Source organism: Streptomyces sp. NPDC043427 (assembly GCF_056436655.1).
Genome location: NZ_JBWKCC010000002.1, coordinates 343,707 through 358,284, shown reverse-complemented (window position 1 = coordinate 358,284; position 14,578 = coordinate 343,707). Strand labels below are relative to the sequence as shown.

General features: G+C 69.5%; 12 protein-coding genes. 4 read left to right on the top strand and 8 right to left on the bottom strand.

All coding sequences use genetic code 11. The features are described 5' to 3' along the window. Positions 1–47: 47 nt before the first annotated feature. Together AC067M_RS05490 and AC067M_RS05485 are read right to left on the bottom strand one after the other, a co-directional pair. Positions 48–296, bottom strand: a complete 249-nt coding sequence (locus tag AC067M_RS05490; protein WP_478695649.1) for a type II toxin-antitoxin system antitoxin — start codon at positions 294–296, stop codon at positions 48–50. Beyond that, positions 293–1,216 carry an SPFH domain-containing protein gene (locus AC067M_RS05485; protein ID WP_478695648.1) on the bottom strand — a complete coding sequence of 308 codons (924 nt, stop codon included), beginning with the start codon at positions 1,214–1,216 and terminating at the stop codon, positions 293–295. Before AC067M_RS05485 ends, AC067M_RS05490 begins: the two co-directional genes overlap by 4 nt. Positions 1,217–1,459: 243 nt before the next feature. Here AC067M_RS05485 and AC067M_RS05480 point away from each other — a divergent pair, with 243 nt between their 5' ends. Next, on the top strand, positions 1,460–3,826 hold the full coding sequence (locus tag AC067M_RS05480; RefSeq protein WP_478695993.1) for a transglycosylase domain-containing protein: 2,367 nt from the start codon (positions 1,460–1,462) through the stop codon (positions 3,824–3,826). A 68-nt stretch (positions 3,827–3,894) separates the two neighbouring features. Here AC067M_RS05480 and AC067M_RS05475 read toward each other — a convergent pair whose 3' ends face one another. The 4 genes from AC067M_RS05475 to AC067M_RS05460 form a co-directional block, all read right to left on the bottom strand. Beyond that, positions 3,895–6,114 carry a SpoIIE family protein phosphatase gene (locus tag AC067M_RS05475; protein ID WP_478695647.1) on the bottom strand — a complete coding sequence of 740 codons (2,220 nt, stop codon included), beginning with the start codon at positions 6,112–6,114 and terminating at the stop codon, positions 3,895–3,897. Positions 6,115–6,409: 295 nt separating this feature from the next. Next, positions 6,410–7,099, bottom strand: a complete 690-nt coding sequence (gene fomD, locus AC067M_RS05470) for a cytidylyl-2-hydroxypropylphosphonate hydrolase (RefSeq protein WP_478695646.1) — start codon at positions 7,097–7,099, stop codon at positions 6,410–6,412. A gap of 83 nt (positions 7,100–7,182) precedes the next feature. After that, a complete protein-coding gene (locus tag AC067M_RS05465) occupies positions 7,183–8,589 on the bottom strand; it encodes a class II fumarate hydratase (protein WP_478695645.1) in 1,407 nt (468 codons plus the stop codon). Positions 8,590–8,839: 250 nt separating this feature from the next. Further along, positions 8,840–10,531: a fumarate hydratase gene (locus tag AC067M_RS05460; RefSeq protein ID WP_478695644.1), complete on the bottom strand. Its 1,692-nt coding sequence runs from the start codon at positions 10,529–10,531 to the stop codon at positions 8,840–8,842. 230 nt (positions 10,532–10,761) lie between these two features. On the opposite strand from AC067M_RS05460, the gene AC067M_RS05455 reads away from it, so the two are divergent. Together AC067M_RS05455 and AC067M_RS05450 are read left to right on the top strand one after the other, a co-directional pair. Beyond that, positions 10,762–11,457, top strand: a complete 696-nt coding sequence (locus AC067M_RS05455) for a DUF1707 SHOCT-like domain-containing protein (RefSeq protein WP_478695643.1) — start codon at positions 10,762–10,764, stop codon at positions 11,455–11,457. A 114-nt stretch (positions 11,458–11,571) separates the two neighbouring features. Next, entirely contained in the window at positions 11,572–11,949 is a 378-nt protein-coding gene (locus tag AC067M_RS05450; protein WP_478695642.1) for a WhiB family transcriptional regulator, read from the top strand. Positions 11,950–12,150: 201 nt separating this feature from the next. On the opposite strand, the gene glpX is transcribed toward AC067M_RS05450, so the two are convergent. Then, a complete protein-coding gene (glpX, locus tag AC067M_RS05445; RefSeq protein ID WP_478695641.1) occupies positions 12,151–13,185 on the bottom strand; it encodes a class II fructose-bisphosphatase in 1,035 nt (344 codons plus the stop codon). Between the two features lie 127 nt (positions 13,186–13,312). On the opposite strand from glpX, the gene AC067M_RS05440 reads away from it, so the two are divergent. Continuing rightward, on the top strand, positions 13,313–13,837 hold the full coding sequence (locus tag AC067M_RS05440) for a DUF4245 domain-containing protein (RefSeq protein WP_478695640.1): 525 nt from the start codon (positions 13,313–13,315) through the stop codon (positions 13,835–13,837). An 84-nt stretch (positions 13,838–13,921) separates the two neighbouring features. Here the strand turns inward: AC067M_RS05440 and AC067M_RS05435 are convergent, their stop codons facing one another. Then, positions 13,922–14,512, bottom strand: coding sequence for a malonic semialdehyde reductase (locus tag AC067M_RS05435; RefSeq protein WP_478695639.1), 591 nt, complete (start codon positions 14,510–14,512; stop codon positions 13,922–13,924). Positions 14,513–14,578: the final 66 nt, after the last annotated feature.

Sequence of the window (14,578 nt, the reverse complement as noted above, 5' to 3'; positions counted from 1 at the left end):
GGCGTGGCGTACGACCGCGCAGGTGGCAGCCGTTTGTCACGGTTCTGCTACATGCCGCCGCCGCCGTCGCTCGGCGGTCGGCCGCGCCGGGGCAGTGGACCGGCGTCCCCCGGCAGGCGCCCGGCCTCCTTCAGGGCCTTGCGCAACAGAAACTCGATCTGTGCGTTCGCCGAGCGCAGATCGTCCCCGGCCCACCGGGCCAGTGCCTCGTACACCAGCGGGTCCAGCCGCAGCAGCACCTGCTTGCGCTGCTGCGGCCGACGCTGAGGGCCGCCGCCCTCGGAAGGAGCCGTCACTGGTAGAGGGTCCCGGTGTTCAGCACGGGCTGCGGCGCCCGGTCCCCGCACAGCACGACCATCAGGTTGGACACCATCGCTGCCTTCCGTTCCTCGTCCAGTTCCGCGATGCCCTGCTCGGTGATCCGGGCCAGCGCGGCCTCGACCATCCCGACCGCCCCGTCCACGATCTGGCGCCGGGCCGCGACCACCGCACCGGCCTGCTGGCGCTGGAGCATCGCCGAGGCGATCTCGGGAGCGTACGCGAGGTGGGTGAAGCGGGACTCGATGATCTGTACCCCGGCCGCCTCCACGCGCGCGTGGAGTTCGACGGCGAGCTTCTCGGTGATCTCCTCGGCGTTGCCGCGCAGCGAGAGTCCGTCCTCGTCATGGGCGTCGTAGGGGTACTCGATGGCGATGTGCCGCACGGCCGCCTCGGTCTGGGTGGAGACGAACTCCAGGAAGTCGTCCACCTCGAAGCTGGCCTGAGCGGTGTCCTCGACCTTCCACACCACGACCGCGGCGAGCTCGATCGGGTTGCCGTAGGCGTCGTTGACCTTCAGGACGGCGGTCTCGTGGTTGCGGACGCGGGTGGAGATCTTCGTACGCGAGGTGAGCGGGTTCACCCAGCGCAGCCCGTCCTCGCGGATCGTCCCCCGGTAGCGCCCGAAGAGCTGCACCACCCGCGCCTCGCCCGGTGCCACGGTGTTCAGGCCGCACATGGCTATGAAGGCGGCGAGGGCGACCAGGGCGCCCAAGGTGATCAGTCCGACCTTGACGCCGGTCGCTGCGACAGTCGAGCCGACGACGAACAGCCCCGCCGCCACTGCCAGTCCGACCAGGCTCAGCAGCAGGGCGAGTCCGCCGCCGATGCTGTGGGCGGCGAACTCCCGCACACGTGGGGCGGGCATCTCGGGTGCGTCGGATGCGTGAGTCGACATGGTGTCCCCCGTTTCGTTCACTAGCTTGTCTCTAGCTAAGTGATATCACATTAACGCTCGGGGCAACCCTCTGTCCTCCTCACTCGTCGGTTCCTTTGGGCGGGGTGCTGATTGTCACGCCCGCAAAACACGTGATCGACGGACCTTTGTCACATCTCCCGGTGTTAGCTTTCTGAGCTGACCTGACGGGCGAACCTGTGTGACACATGAGCACACATGAACGAAGCGGAGCAGATCGGACTCATGGGACGAGCGGAAGAGAGAAGAGCGCGACAGCGTGGTGGCCGCCGCGCGGCGCCCAAGAACCGCCGTTCGTCGCGGGCAGCGGTCGCGGAGACGAGCACGCAGAGTGCGGAGAGCGCGGGCAGGAGCGCCAAGAGGGGCGCGGAGAAGAAGAGCCTCATACGCCGGCTGTTCACCTGGAAGAAGATCCTCGGCACGTTCCTCGGTGTGTGCCTGCTCGGCATCGGCGGCTTCATCGTGCTGTACCTGCTGACGCCGATCCCCCCGGCCAACGCCGAGGCCAAGCTCCAGAGCAACATCTACAAGTACAGCGACGGCTCGATCCTCACCCGCGACGGCGACGTCAACCGTGAGGTCGTGGACCTCGCCGAGATCCCCAAGCCCGTCCAGCACACCTTCGTCGCCGCCGAGAACAAGTCCTTCTACAACGACTCCGGCGTCGACCTCAAGGGCACCGCCCGCGGTCTGCTCAACACCCTCTCCGGCAAGGGCGCCCAGGGTGGTTCGACCATCACCCAGCAGTACGTCAAGAACTACTACCTGACGCAGGAACAGACCGTCACGCGCAAGCTGAAGGAACTGGTCATCTCGCTGAAGCTGGACCGGGAGGAGTCCAAGGACTACATCCTCGCCGGCTACATCAACACCAGTTACTACGGCCGCAACGCCTACGGCATCCAGGCCGCCGCCCAGGCCTACTACGGCGTCGACGCCGACAAGCTCTCCGTCGAACAGGGCGCCTACCTCGCCGCGCTGCTCCAGGCGCCCAGCCAGTACGACTGGCAGGCCGCCGGCCCGGTCGGCAGGAAGCTGGTCAAGCAGCGCTGGAACTACGTCCTGAACAACATGGTCGAGAAGGGCTGGCTCGACAAGACCGAGCGGGAGTCCATGACGTTCGAGGAGCCGAAGGATCCCAGGCCCTCGCCCGGCATGAAGGGCCAGATCGGCTACCTGGTCAACGCCGCCAACACCACCCTGGAGAAGCAGCTCGTCGCCCAGGGCGTCGCCGAGAACACCAAGCAGGCCGAGGCCATGGTCGGCGCCGGCGGCTGGACGATCACGCTCAACATCGACAAGAAGAAGCAGGCGGCGCTGGAGAAGTCCGTCAAGCAGCAGCTCACCAGCAAGCTCGACCCGAAGAAGCGCAAGGTCGACGGGGACGTCCAGGCCGGTGCCGCCTCGGTCGACCCGAAGACGGGCGCGGTCGTGGCGATGTACGGCGGCACGAACTACTTCGACCACTACACCAACAACGCCACCCGCCGTGACTACCAGCCCGCGTCCACCTTCAAGCCGGTGATCCTCGCCGCGGCCTTCGACGAGGACGCCAAGACCCAGGACGGCGACCCGATCACGGCGAACACCATCTACGACGGCACCAGCAAGCGGCCCGTCGTGGGCAGCGACATCGGCTTCGCCCCGGAGAACGAGGACGACCGCGACTACGACGACGTCACCGTCCAGACGGCGATGAACAAGTCCATCAACTCCGTCTTCGCGCAGATGGGCGTCGACGTCGGCATGGACAACGTGCTGAAGGTCGCCAAGGACCTCGGCATGGACACCGAGGGCCTGAAGGCGGTCCCGGCGCAGACCCTCGGCACCATGGGCGCGAGCCCCCTGGAGATGGCCGGCGTCTACGCGACCCTCGACAACCACGGCAAGAAGGTCACCCCGGCCCTCATCAAGTCGGTGGAGAACAGCGCCCACACGGTCACCCAGCCGAACCCGATCGGGGACGAGGTCATCAGCCGGGACGCCGCCGACGGAGTCACCTCGGTACTCACCGGGGTGGTCGACGACGGTACGGCGCAGGAGTCGGTCCGGGACAACCCCGAGCGCAACGGCCAGAAGGTCGCCGGCAAGACGGGCACGTCCGACAACAACAAGTCCGCCTGGTTCACCGGCTTCACACCGAGCCTGGTCACCTCCGTCGGCCTCTTCGGCGAGGGCGCCAAGCCCCCGCACGCCCAGGTCACCCTGACCGGCGCCACCGGCCTCATCCAGAGCCCCGGCCGCATCAACGGCGGCGGCTACCCGGCGAAGATCTGGGCGCAGTACACCTTCGGTGTCCAGACCAAGGTCACCAAGTTCGACCTGGAGACCGACCAGGGCGCCGCGGTTCAGCAGCCCTCCAAGTCGCCGTCTCCCTCGGCGACGCCCACGGAGTCCGAGAAGCCGTCGCAGTCACCGTCGCCACAGTCCCCGTCGCCCTCACAGTCGTCACCGTCGCCCTCGGTGTCACAGTCACCCCAGAAGCCCTCACAGTCTGCGTCCCAGTCCCCCCAGCCCCCCTCCCCGTCCCTGCCGTCGCCGTCGGACTCGGAAGAAAACCCCTTGGACCCCCAGAACAGAGAGCAACAGTGACCTGAGCACGCGAGAGGGGCGCCCGGTGATTTCCACCGGGCGCCCCTCTCGCGTTGCTCAGGGGCGTCTCACCCCCTGTTGAGCTCGAACCACACAACCTTCCCCGTACTCAACCGAGTGGCCCCCCACCGCCGGGCCAACCGATTCACCAGGTACAGCCCACGCCCACCCTCATCAGTCGCCCGAGCCTGCCTCAACCGAGGCAGCTGCGGCACATCGTCTCCGACCTCGCACCGCAGCACATCCGTCCGCAGCAACCGCAACGTGATCGGCCGAGAGGCATACCGCACCGCGTTGGTCACCACCTCACTGACCAACAGCTCCACCGAGTCACTCATGTCTTCAAGCCCCCACCGCGACAACGCCCGCCGCGCCAACCGCCGCGCACGCCCCGGTGCCATCTCCTCCGGCTCCAGGAACCAGTACGCCACATCACTCGGCGCGATCCCGTCGAAACGCGCGGCAAGCAGCGCGATGTCGTCGTCCCGGTCACCAGGACCGAGCATGTCGAGCACCTCGTCGCACAGGGCCTCCAGGGGCGGCGGATGGTCCGGCCCGGTCAGCTGCGCGGTCGCGGCCAGCTTCTCGCGCAGCTGCTCTATGCCGGTCCACACGTCCCGCAGCCGCGACTCGACGAGCCCGTCCGTGTACAGCAGCAGCGTCGCCCCGGCGGGCGCGTCCAGCTCCACCGCCTCGAAGTCGACGCCGCCCACACCGATCGGCGCGCCCGGCGGCACCCGCAGCACCTCCGCCCGGCCGCCCAGGTGCAGCAGGACGGGCGGGGGATGGCCGGCGTTGGCGATCGTGATGCGGTGCGATACGGGGTCGTAGACGGCGTACAGGCAGGTCGCCATGCGGTCGGTGCCCAGCCGCTGGGCCTGCTCGTCGAGGTGGTGCAGCACCTCCTGCGGGGGCAGGTCGAGCCCGGCGAGGGTCTGCGCGGTCGTGCGCAGCTGGCCCATGATCGCCGCGGACGTCATGGAGTGACCCATGACGTCGCCCACCACCAGCGCCACCCGGCTGCCCGGCAGCGGGATCGCGTCGTACCAGTCGCCGCCGACCCGCGCGGTCTCGGCGGCCGGCAGATAGCGGGACGCCAGCCGCACACCCGTCGGCCGGGGCAGGGTCTCGGGCAGCATGGTGCGCTGGAGCTCGTCGGCGATGTACGCCTCACGTCCGTACAGCACCGCCTTGTCGATGCCGAGCGCGCTGTGCGTGGCGAGCTGGGCGGCGACCAGCAGGTCGTCGGCCTCGAAGGCCATGCGCTCCGGGCGGCGCAGGAAGACCGCGGCACCGATGACGCGGCGTCGGCCGCGCAGCGGCGCGAGGATCGCCCGCTGGCCCTCGGGAACGACGAAGTCGGGGCTGTCGCCGAGGAGTTCCGGCAGCGCTGCCAGGGCGCCCGGGGAGTCGGCGAAGACCGGCCGCACCCCGCGCAGGACCTCCGCGAGCGCTCCGCCGTTGCGCACCTCGCACAGCTCGGCGGTGACGGCCGACAGCTCGGACGGCTCCGGCTGCGGCGCGGGCAGCGCGAAGCCGAGTTCGGTGTCCCGTTCGGTCGGGATGCGGTCGGTGCGGCGCAGCCGCAGCAGAAGGGGGCCTGTGGGCCGTTCGTCGCCGACCGGCAGCGGGTCGCGCAGATAGACGAGGATCGCGTCGGAGAAGGTCGGCACGGTGGCCCGGCACAGCCCCATCACGATCTCGTCCAGGTCGATGCCACGGGCGATCCGGCGGGTAGCGGCGCCGACGAAGCGCAGCCGGTCGCCGTCCCGGCGCATAGGCGTGGGCCAGCCGGGCGGCAGCCCCTGCCCGGTGCGCCGCTCCTGCGCCTCCTGCGCCTCCAGTTCGTCCTGCCCGTCCTGGATGTTCAGACCGTCCCGTCCGTCGTGGATGTTCTGTTCACCTTGTTCATCCCGCCTGCCCTGTCCGTCCTGCTTCGGTTCACCGCCCGCGGTCGCCTGCGCGCCGTCGGCCGGCTGGGCCGGGATCGTCTCGGGCGCGGGGCGCGGCCGGTGGGTGTCGGGTTCGACGACGGCGGCCGGCTGGGAGTGCTCGGGGCCGGCGGCGACCGGGTCCGCACCCGTACCGCCCGGTGTCGTCGTACCGGAGGGCTCACCGGTACGGGCCTGTGCTGTCTGCGAGGTCTGCGAGCACGGTGCGGCCTGTGGTGGTAAGGCGGCCGCGCCGGGCGCGTGCGCCGGCGTGGAGGTGTGCAGGAGCGCCCCGCGGGGGTCCGTGGGGTCGACGCCCGCCTCGGGGCGTTCGTAGGAGATGGGGTGCTCCGTCACGCGTGTCGAATCCGTCCGTCCGGGGCTGCGCGCCGTGCGTGCAGTTGGTCCCGCAGAAATCCCGATACCCGGAATGTATGCCCCAGGAACGGAATTCCCGCGTGGTCAGAGGTTGTTCCTGTGCCGCCGGTGGACCGGGCGCGGCCCGTACCGGTGTTGCCCTCGTACCCGTCGCTCACGTCCTGCCGCCCCTCGGTGACGTTAGGTCAGACTCGGCGCTTGCTCCGGGAGTTGCCGCTGTGCGCCCTTGCGGAGGACGATCCTACGTTTGTTGCCCCGGGGCGCATCAAGGGTCTCATGAGGACACGTGCGCGGGCGTACGGTCCCAGTCCTCCGGCAACAACGGTACGTCCCAGGACGGATCCGGGCGCCAGTGCTGCCAGCCGTCCGAGAACGGCTGGCCCCAGGCGCGGATCACCTCCACCGCGGCCCGCCCCGCCTCCCGCACCCGTTCGGCCAGTTGTTCGTCCACCAGTCCGTCCCGCTGGGCCTGCGCGAACTCGTCCTCGTCACGCCAGTGCCAACTGCGGTCCGGGTGGACGGAGATGTCCAGGAAATGGTCCTCGGAATCGACCCCGCCCTCCCAGCGGACCAGCGGTTCCTCCAGGTTCACGTACCAGTTCTTGAACCGCCAGCCCGGGTCCCAGAACAGCCACACCGACCACGGCTCACCGGGCCGCGCGACCTTCAGCACACCGGTGCCGAACCACCGGTCGCGCTGCACCGTGCGCGGCTTGGTGTACCGCGTCTCCAGCGGTTCCAGATGCACGGGCGTACCGTCGGCGAGCACGGGCTTCATGCACTCCGTCCCCGGCGCCAGCCACACCGCGAGCAGTTCGTCGTCGTCGCGGACGACGGTCACGGGACGCGCGATGTGGAACCGCTCACCGGCGTTCTCCCGGTACCGCCACAGGATTTGACTCCCTGGCGCCCACTGGTGCGCAGGACCCGCTTCCACTCGTCTCACCGCTCCGCCGTCTGCCATGCACAGATATTAGGTGCCATGGGCATACGACGCTGCGGTGCGTGTCACGGTTCACGCCGGGGGCGTACGGATGACATCAACGGTCACGGGTGCGTCATCCGCAGGACATCCAGGGCCTCGTCGAGCTGCTTGAGGGTGAGGTCGCCGCGCTCGACGTACCCGCTCTCCTGGACCACCTGACGGATCGTCTTCTGCTCGGCGAGCGCCTTCTTGGCGACCTTCGCGGCCTCCTCGTACCCGATGTACTTGTTGAGCGGGGTCACCACCGACGGCGACGACTCGGCGTACTCGCGGGCCCGCTCGCGGTTGGCGGTGACACCGTCCACGGTGCGGTCGGCGAGGAGCCGGGAGACGTTGGCGAGCAGCCGGATCGACTCCAGCACGTTCTTGGCGATCACCGGGAGCATGACGTTGAGCTCGAAGTTCCCGGCGGCTCCTGCGGTGGCCACGGTGGCGTCGTTGCCGATGACCTGCGCGCACACCATGAGGACGGCCTCGGGGATGACGGGGTTGACCTTGCCGGGCATGATCGAGGACCCCGGCTGGAGGTCGGGGAGGGCGATCTCGGCGAGGCCGGTGCGCGGCCCCGAGGACATCCAGCGAAGATCGTTGGCGATCTTCGTCAGGCCCACGGCGATCGTGCGCAGCTGCCCGCTGGTCTCCACGATGCCGTCCCGGGCACCCTGCGCCTCGAAGTGGTCGCGCGCCTCGGTGAGCGGCAGCCCGGTGGTGCGGGCGACCTCCTCGATGACGGCGGCGGAGAAGCCGGGGGGCGTGTTGATGCCGGTGCCCACCGCCGTGCCGCCCAGGGGCAGCTCGGCGAGCCGGGGGAGGGAGGCCTGGAGCCGTTCGATGCCGTATCGCACCTGGGCCGCGTAACCGCCGAACTCCTGCCCCAGGGTGACCGGCGTGGCGTCCATGAGGTGGGTGCGCCCGGACTTCACCACGTCGGCGAACTCCTCGGCCTTGCGCGTGAGGGAGTTGGCCAGCTGGTCCAGGGCCGGGACGAGGTCGCGGGCGACGGCGGCGGTGGCGGCGATGTGGATCGACGACGGGAAGACGTCGTTGGAGGACTGCGAGGCGTTCACGTGGTCGTTGGGGTGCACGCCCCGGCCGAGCCGCTCGCTCGCCAGCGTGGCGATGACCTCGTTGGTGTTCATGTTCGACGAGGTCCCGGAACCGGTCTGGAACACGTCCACGGGGAAGTGCTCGTCCCACTTCCCCTCGACGACCTCGGCCGCCGCCTCCTGGATCGCCTCGGCCACGTCCTTGTCGAGCACGCCGAGCCGCGCGTTCACCTTCGCGGCGGCGGCCTTGATCCGGGCGAGCGCCTCGATGTGGGCCCGCTCGAGACGCTGCCCCGACACGGGGAAGTTCTCGACGGCACGCTGCGTCTGCGCCCGCCACTTGGCATGCGCCGGGACGCGGACCTCGCCCATGGAGTCGTGCTCGATGCGGTACTCGGCCGCCTTGTCCTGCTCGTCGCTCATCGACGATCACCTCCACGTCTCACAGCACTCGCGATGCGATCACTGTTCCCCCCGGAGGCGAATCGTCACAGGAGGAGGACAGGGAAGGCGGACCGGGCGAGCCGGTGTGTGATCCCGGAGTCGGCTCCGGGCCGAAGCACCCAGGGGTCCATGAGGCGGAGAACCCGGCGGGGCGAAGGGGCGCGGACCCTGGGGATGGGACGGGCAGGGGCGGCGGGGGCGAAATCCATCCCCGCCGCCACCGAAGGCACTACGCCAGCCCAGGCCCGCGCACCGGGATCGACGTGAACGTCGGCGCGGGTGCCGGGTCCTTGAAGAAGTCGTTGCCCTTGTCGTCGACGACGATGAACGCCGGGAAGTCCTCGACCTCGATCTTCCAGACGGCCTCCATGCCGAGCTCCTCGTACTCGACGACCTCGACCTTCTTGATGCAGTCCTGGGCGAGACGGGCGGCGGGCCCGCCGATGGAGCCGAGGTAGAAACCGCCGTGCGTGCCGCACGCGTCGGTGACCTGCTGCGAGCGGTTGCCCTTGGCCAGCATCACCTTGGAGCCGCCCGCGGCCTGGAACTGCTCGACGTAGGAGTCCATGCGCCCGGCGGTGGTCGGACCGAACGAACCCGACGCGTAGCCCTCGGGGGTCTTGGCGGGGCCGGCGTAGTACACCGGGTGGTCCTTGAGGTACTGCGGCATCTCCTCGCCCGCGTCCAGCCGCTCCTTGATCTTGGCGTGCGCGATGTCACGCGCCACGACCAGCGGGCCGGTCAGCGAGAGCCGGGTCTTCACCGGGTACTTCGTCAGCTCGGCGAGGATGTCGTCCATCGGCTGGTTCAGGTCGATCTTCACGACGTCGCCGGCCCCCGCGGCGGAGCCGCTGTTCGACTCGGTGAGGTGCTCGTCCGTCGTGTCCGGCAGGAAGCGCGCCGGGTCCGTCTCGAGCTGCTCGAGGAAGACGCCCTCCGCCGTGATCTTCGCGACGGCCTGGCGGTCGGCCGAGCAGGACACGGCGATGGCGACCGGGCAGGACGCGCCGTGCCGGGGGAGGCGCACCACCCGCACGTCGTGGCAGAAGTACTTGCCGCCGAACTGCGCGCCGATCCCGATCTTCTGCGTCAGCTCGAAGACCTTCTCCTCCAGCTCCTTGTCCCGGAAGCCGTGACCGAGCGGCGAACCCTCGGCCGGGATCTCGTCCAGGTAGTGCGCGGAGGCGTACTTCGCGGTCTTCAGGGCGTACTCGGCGCTCGTACCGCCGACGACGATCGCCAGGTGGTACGGCGGGCAGGCCGCCGTGCCCAGCGAACGGATCTTCTCCTCCAGGAACTTCATCATGGAGGCCTCGTTCAGGACGGCCTTCGTCTCCTGATAGAGGAACGACTTGTTGGCGGAGCCGCCGCCCTTCGCCATGAACAGGAACTTGTACGCGCCGCCGTCGGTGGCGTACAGCTCGATCTGGGCCGGGAGGTTGGAGCCGGTGTTCTTCTCCTCCCACATGGTGAGCGGAGCCATCTGCGAGTAGCGCAGGTTGAGGTTCAGGTACGCGTCGTAGATGCCCCGGCTGAGCGCCGCCTCGTCGCCGCCCTCGGTCAGCACGTTCTGCCCGCGCTTGCCCATCACGATCGCCGTGCCGGTGTCCTGGCACATCGGCAGCACGCCCGCGGCCGCGATGTTCGCGTTCTTCAGCAGGTCCAGCGCCACGAACTTGTCGTTGCTCGACGCCTCGGGGTCGTCGATGATCCGGCGCAACTGCGCGAGGTGGGCCGGGCGCAGGTAGTGCTGGATGTCGTGGATGGCCTCCTCGGCGAGCTTGCGCAGTGCCTCCGGCTCGACCTTGAGGAACGTCCGTCCGTCGGCCTCGAAGGTGGAGACACCCTCGGAGGTCACCAGCCGGTAGGGGGTGGTGTCCTCTCCCATGGGGAGCAGATCGGTGTACTCGAACTCAGGCATCTCAGCCCATTCCTCACTCGACAGACGGCGGCCCGCCTCCGTTGGCGGGCGCCCACCAGCGTAGAACCTGCCGCCGACGGGGAGCTTGTGAGGTAAGGCTCAGTTCTGGGCCTCGGACTTGTCCACAGCCCTAGGGCCTCTCGTCTGGGTCATGCCGGGCTCGCGGGGTCCGGCCTGATTCAAACGAAAGACCCTAGTCGCGATCTATCGCGTTTGGGTACGCTGCTGCCGTGGACCTTCACAAGCAAGCCCAGCAGCAGGACACGGCGGCGCGCCCCTCGGAACTGCGCGCGTCGGACGCCGACCGTGACCGCATCGCCGACATCCTGCGCGACGCCCTCGCCGAGGGCCGCCTGACCGCCGAGGAGCACGCCGAGCGCGTCGAGGGCGTGCTGGCCGCCAAGACGGTCGGCGAGCTGGAGGTGTTCATACGGGACCTGCCCGCCGCCCACCGCACCACCCCGGCGTACACGGCCGCACCCCACCGCCCCACGGCCGGCGCGATACCGGCCGACCCGGACGAGAACGTGGTGGCGGTGTTCAGCAGCGCGATGCGCAGGGGCCGCTGGCGCGCCGGGCGCCGCATCCACGCGTACGCGATCTTCGGCAGCGTCGAGATCGACCTCAGCGAGGCACTGTTCGAGTACCAGCAGGTCGTGATCAAGGCGATCTCGGTCTTCGGCAACGTCGAGGTGCGCGTCCCGGAGAACGTGTCGCTGCGCGGCACCGGCGGCGGAGTCCTGGGCAACTTCGAGGTCGACACGATCGACGCGCCCGACCCGGACGCCCCGGTCGTCTATCTCGACGGCTGGGCCGTACTGGGCAACATCGAAGGCAGGCCGAAGCGCGGCAGGCTCGTCGCGGACATCCTCGATCGTGTTCAGCGCAAGGTCGACAGGAGTTTGCACAAGCATCTGGATCGTTGACGGTTGCGAATCCTATAAAACCAGCGGTTGGGAACTCAGTGCATAGGCGCGCGCACAGCGGGTAGGGCTTGCTCCATCGTCTCTCGCTCGCGAAGCCGTCGTCAGGAGTAGACCGTGCTGCAACCGCCGCATTCGTCCCTGCAGGTAGCCGCCGTTCCGGCCCAGCGGGTGCCAGCGCGAGAAAGGGACCAAGACGCCCCCTGGCACACCGAGGCGGTGTGCCGCCGCGACGAGGCCGGCCTCTTCTTCGCCCCGTCCAAGGAGCCCACCGCCGCCCGTCTCTCCCGCGAGGAGGCCGCCAAGCGGGTCTGTGCCCAGTGTCCCGTGATGGTCGAGTGCCGCGAGCACGCCCTGCTCCAGCCCGAGCCCTACGGCGTCTGGGGCGGCCTCACCGCCGCCGAGCGCCGAGTGGTCCTGGCCAGGCGCCGCCGCCGTGACCTCGAGTTGAAGAAGGCGTCCCGCTCAGCTGACCGCATAGCGGCAGCGGGCTGACCACGAACACAGACGGGGCGCCCCCTCCGCACCGGGGGCGCCCCGTCTTCGGTGGACGCCGGGGCGTCCTTGCATCAGGGGGCGCGGTGAGCCACCTCAGGGGCGTGGGACCGTGTTGGACATGCGGCTCCGCCGCGTGGGCGCGACCAGCCACCCACACCCCGCACGATCCGTACACCCCTGGCGCTTGCGCGAACCGAACTACTTCGCCCGGTCGAAGTCGATCGCGCTGTAAGCCCGCAGCTTGCTCAGCCGATGCTCGGAGTCAATCCGCCGAACCGTGCCGGACCTCGACCGCATCACGATCGAATCAGTCGTCGCCGTCTCCGACCGATACCGCACCCCCCGCAGCAGCTCCCCGTCAGTGATCCCGGTGGCGACGAAGAACACGTTCTCCCCGGTCACCAGATCCTCCGTGGTGAGCACACGCCCCAGATCGTGCCCGGCGTCGATCGCCCGCTGCCGCTCCTCGTCGTCCTTGGGCCACAGCTTGCCCTGGATCGTCCCGCCCAGACACTTCACGGCACAGGCGGAGATGATGCCCTCCGGCGTACCACCGATGCCCAACAGCAGGTCGACGCCCGTGCCCTCGCGCAGCGCCAGGATCGACCCGGCCACATCACCGTCGGAGATGAGCTTGATGCGCGCGCCGGTCTCCCGGATCTCGTCGATGATGCCCGCGTGGCGCGGCCGGTCGAGGATGACGACGGTGACGTCCTCGGGCGTGGCCCGCTTGGCCTTGGCGACCCGGCGGATGTTGACGGACACCGGCGCGTCGATGTCGACGAAGTCGGCCGCGTCGGGGCCGGTGACCAGCTTGTCCATGTAGAAGACGGCGGACGGGTCGAACATGGCGCCGCGCTCGGTGGCCGCGAGCACCGCGATCGCGTTCGGCATGCCCTTGGCTGTCAGCGTGGTGCCGTCGATGGGGTCGACGGCGATGTCGACCTCGGGCCCGGTCCCGTCGCCGACCCGCTCCCCGTTGTAGAGCATCGGGGCCTCGTCCTTCTCGCCCTCCCCGATGACGACGACACCGTTCATGGAGACGGTGGAGACGAGCGTGCGCATGGCGCGTACGGCGGCGCCGTCGGCGCCGTTCTTGTCGCCGCGTCCGACCCAGCGCCCGGCGGCCATGGCGGCGGCCTCGGTCACCCGCACCAGTTCCAGGGCGAGGTTGCGGTCGGGGGCCTCGGAGGGGACATCGAGCTCGGACGGCAAAGAATGATGCTCGGTCATCGGAGCGCACCTTTCTGATACGACGACGGCCGGATGAGGGTGTTGTGCCCGACTCTATCGTCAGGTCGACAAAATGAGCAGGGGACCCCACGGATGAGCGGGCCGGGCACCTGCGACGATAGGGGGCGTGGCAGGTTCGAACGGCAAACAGAAGACGGTCCGGGACATGGTCCTCTCCCTGGGCCTCATCCTGGTCGCGGGCTGGGTGATGTACCTCTTCATCCCGCACGAGGATCACGCTCCCGACGTCAAGCGGGTGGACTACCGCGTCGAGCTCCTCACGGCCCGCCGCGCGGCGTCGTACCCGGTGGCCGCGCCCGAGGGCCTGCCCGCCGAGTGGAAGGCGACCTCCGTCCGCTTCAAGGGCGACGACTTCGACGCCTGGCACCTCGGCTTCCGTGCCCCCGACGGTGAGTACGTCGCGATCGAGCAGTCCACTCAGAAGCGCGCCACGTTCATCGACGAGGCGAGCCAGGGCGCGAGCGAGACGAAGACCACCGAGGAGATCGGCGGCCGGACGTGGACCCGCTACACCGGCGGCCGCTACGACGCTCTCGTCCTGCGGGACACGGACGGCTCGACGACCGTGGTGACGGGTACGGCGTCGTTCGCCCGGCTGACGGAGATGGTCAAGTCGCTCAAGACGGCGTGAGCGTTGCCCGGGTGTCCGCCCGGGCGCACGACGAAGGCCCCCGGCGATGTGCCGGGGGCCTTCGTCGTGTGTCGGCGGTGCGGGTCAGACGGTGGTGACGACCTCGTCGAACGCCAGACGCGGGGAGCGCGGGTAGGAGGCGTTCTCACCGGGCTTGCCGATGTTGACGACGATCAGGGGGGTGTGGTCGTCGTCCAGGAACTCCTTGCGGATGCCCTCGGCGTCGAAGCCGGTCATCGGACCCGCGGCCAGGCCGGCGGCGCGGACGCCGACGATGAAGTACGCGGCCTGCAGGGCGGCGTTCAGCGTCGCGGAGCCCTCACGGGCCGAGCGCTCGCCGAAGAAGACGTCCTTGGCCTGCGGGAAGGCCGGGAAGAGGGTCGGCAGCTCCTCGTGGAACTCGTTGTCCGCGGAGAGGATCGCGACGAGCGGGGCGGAGGCCGTCTTCGGCTGGTTGCCCTCGGCCATGTGTGCCACCAAGCGCTCACGGGCCTCGGCGGAGCGGACCAGGGTGATGCGCAGCGGCGTCTGGTTGAAGGCGGTGGGGCCGAACTTGACCAGATCGTAGATCGCCTGCACCTGCTCGTCGGTCACCGGCTCGTCGGTGAAGGTGTTGGCGGTGCGGGCCTCGCGGAAGAGCAGGTCCTGGGCGGCGGGGTCAAGAACGAGAGACATGTGGGGACTTTCCTCCGGTGTGCGTCCGGATCCGGGGCGCCGGACCGGCTGACGACTACGACCGTA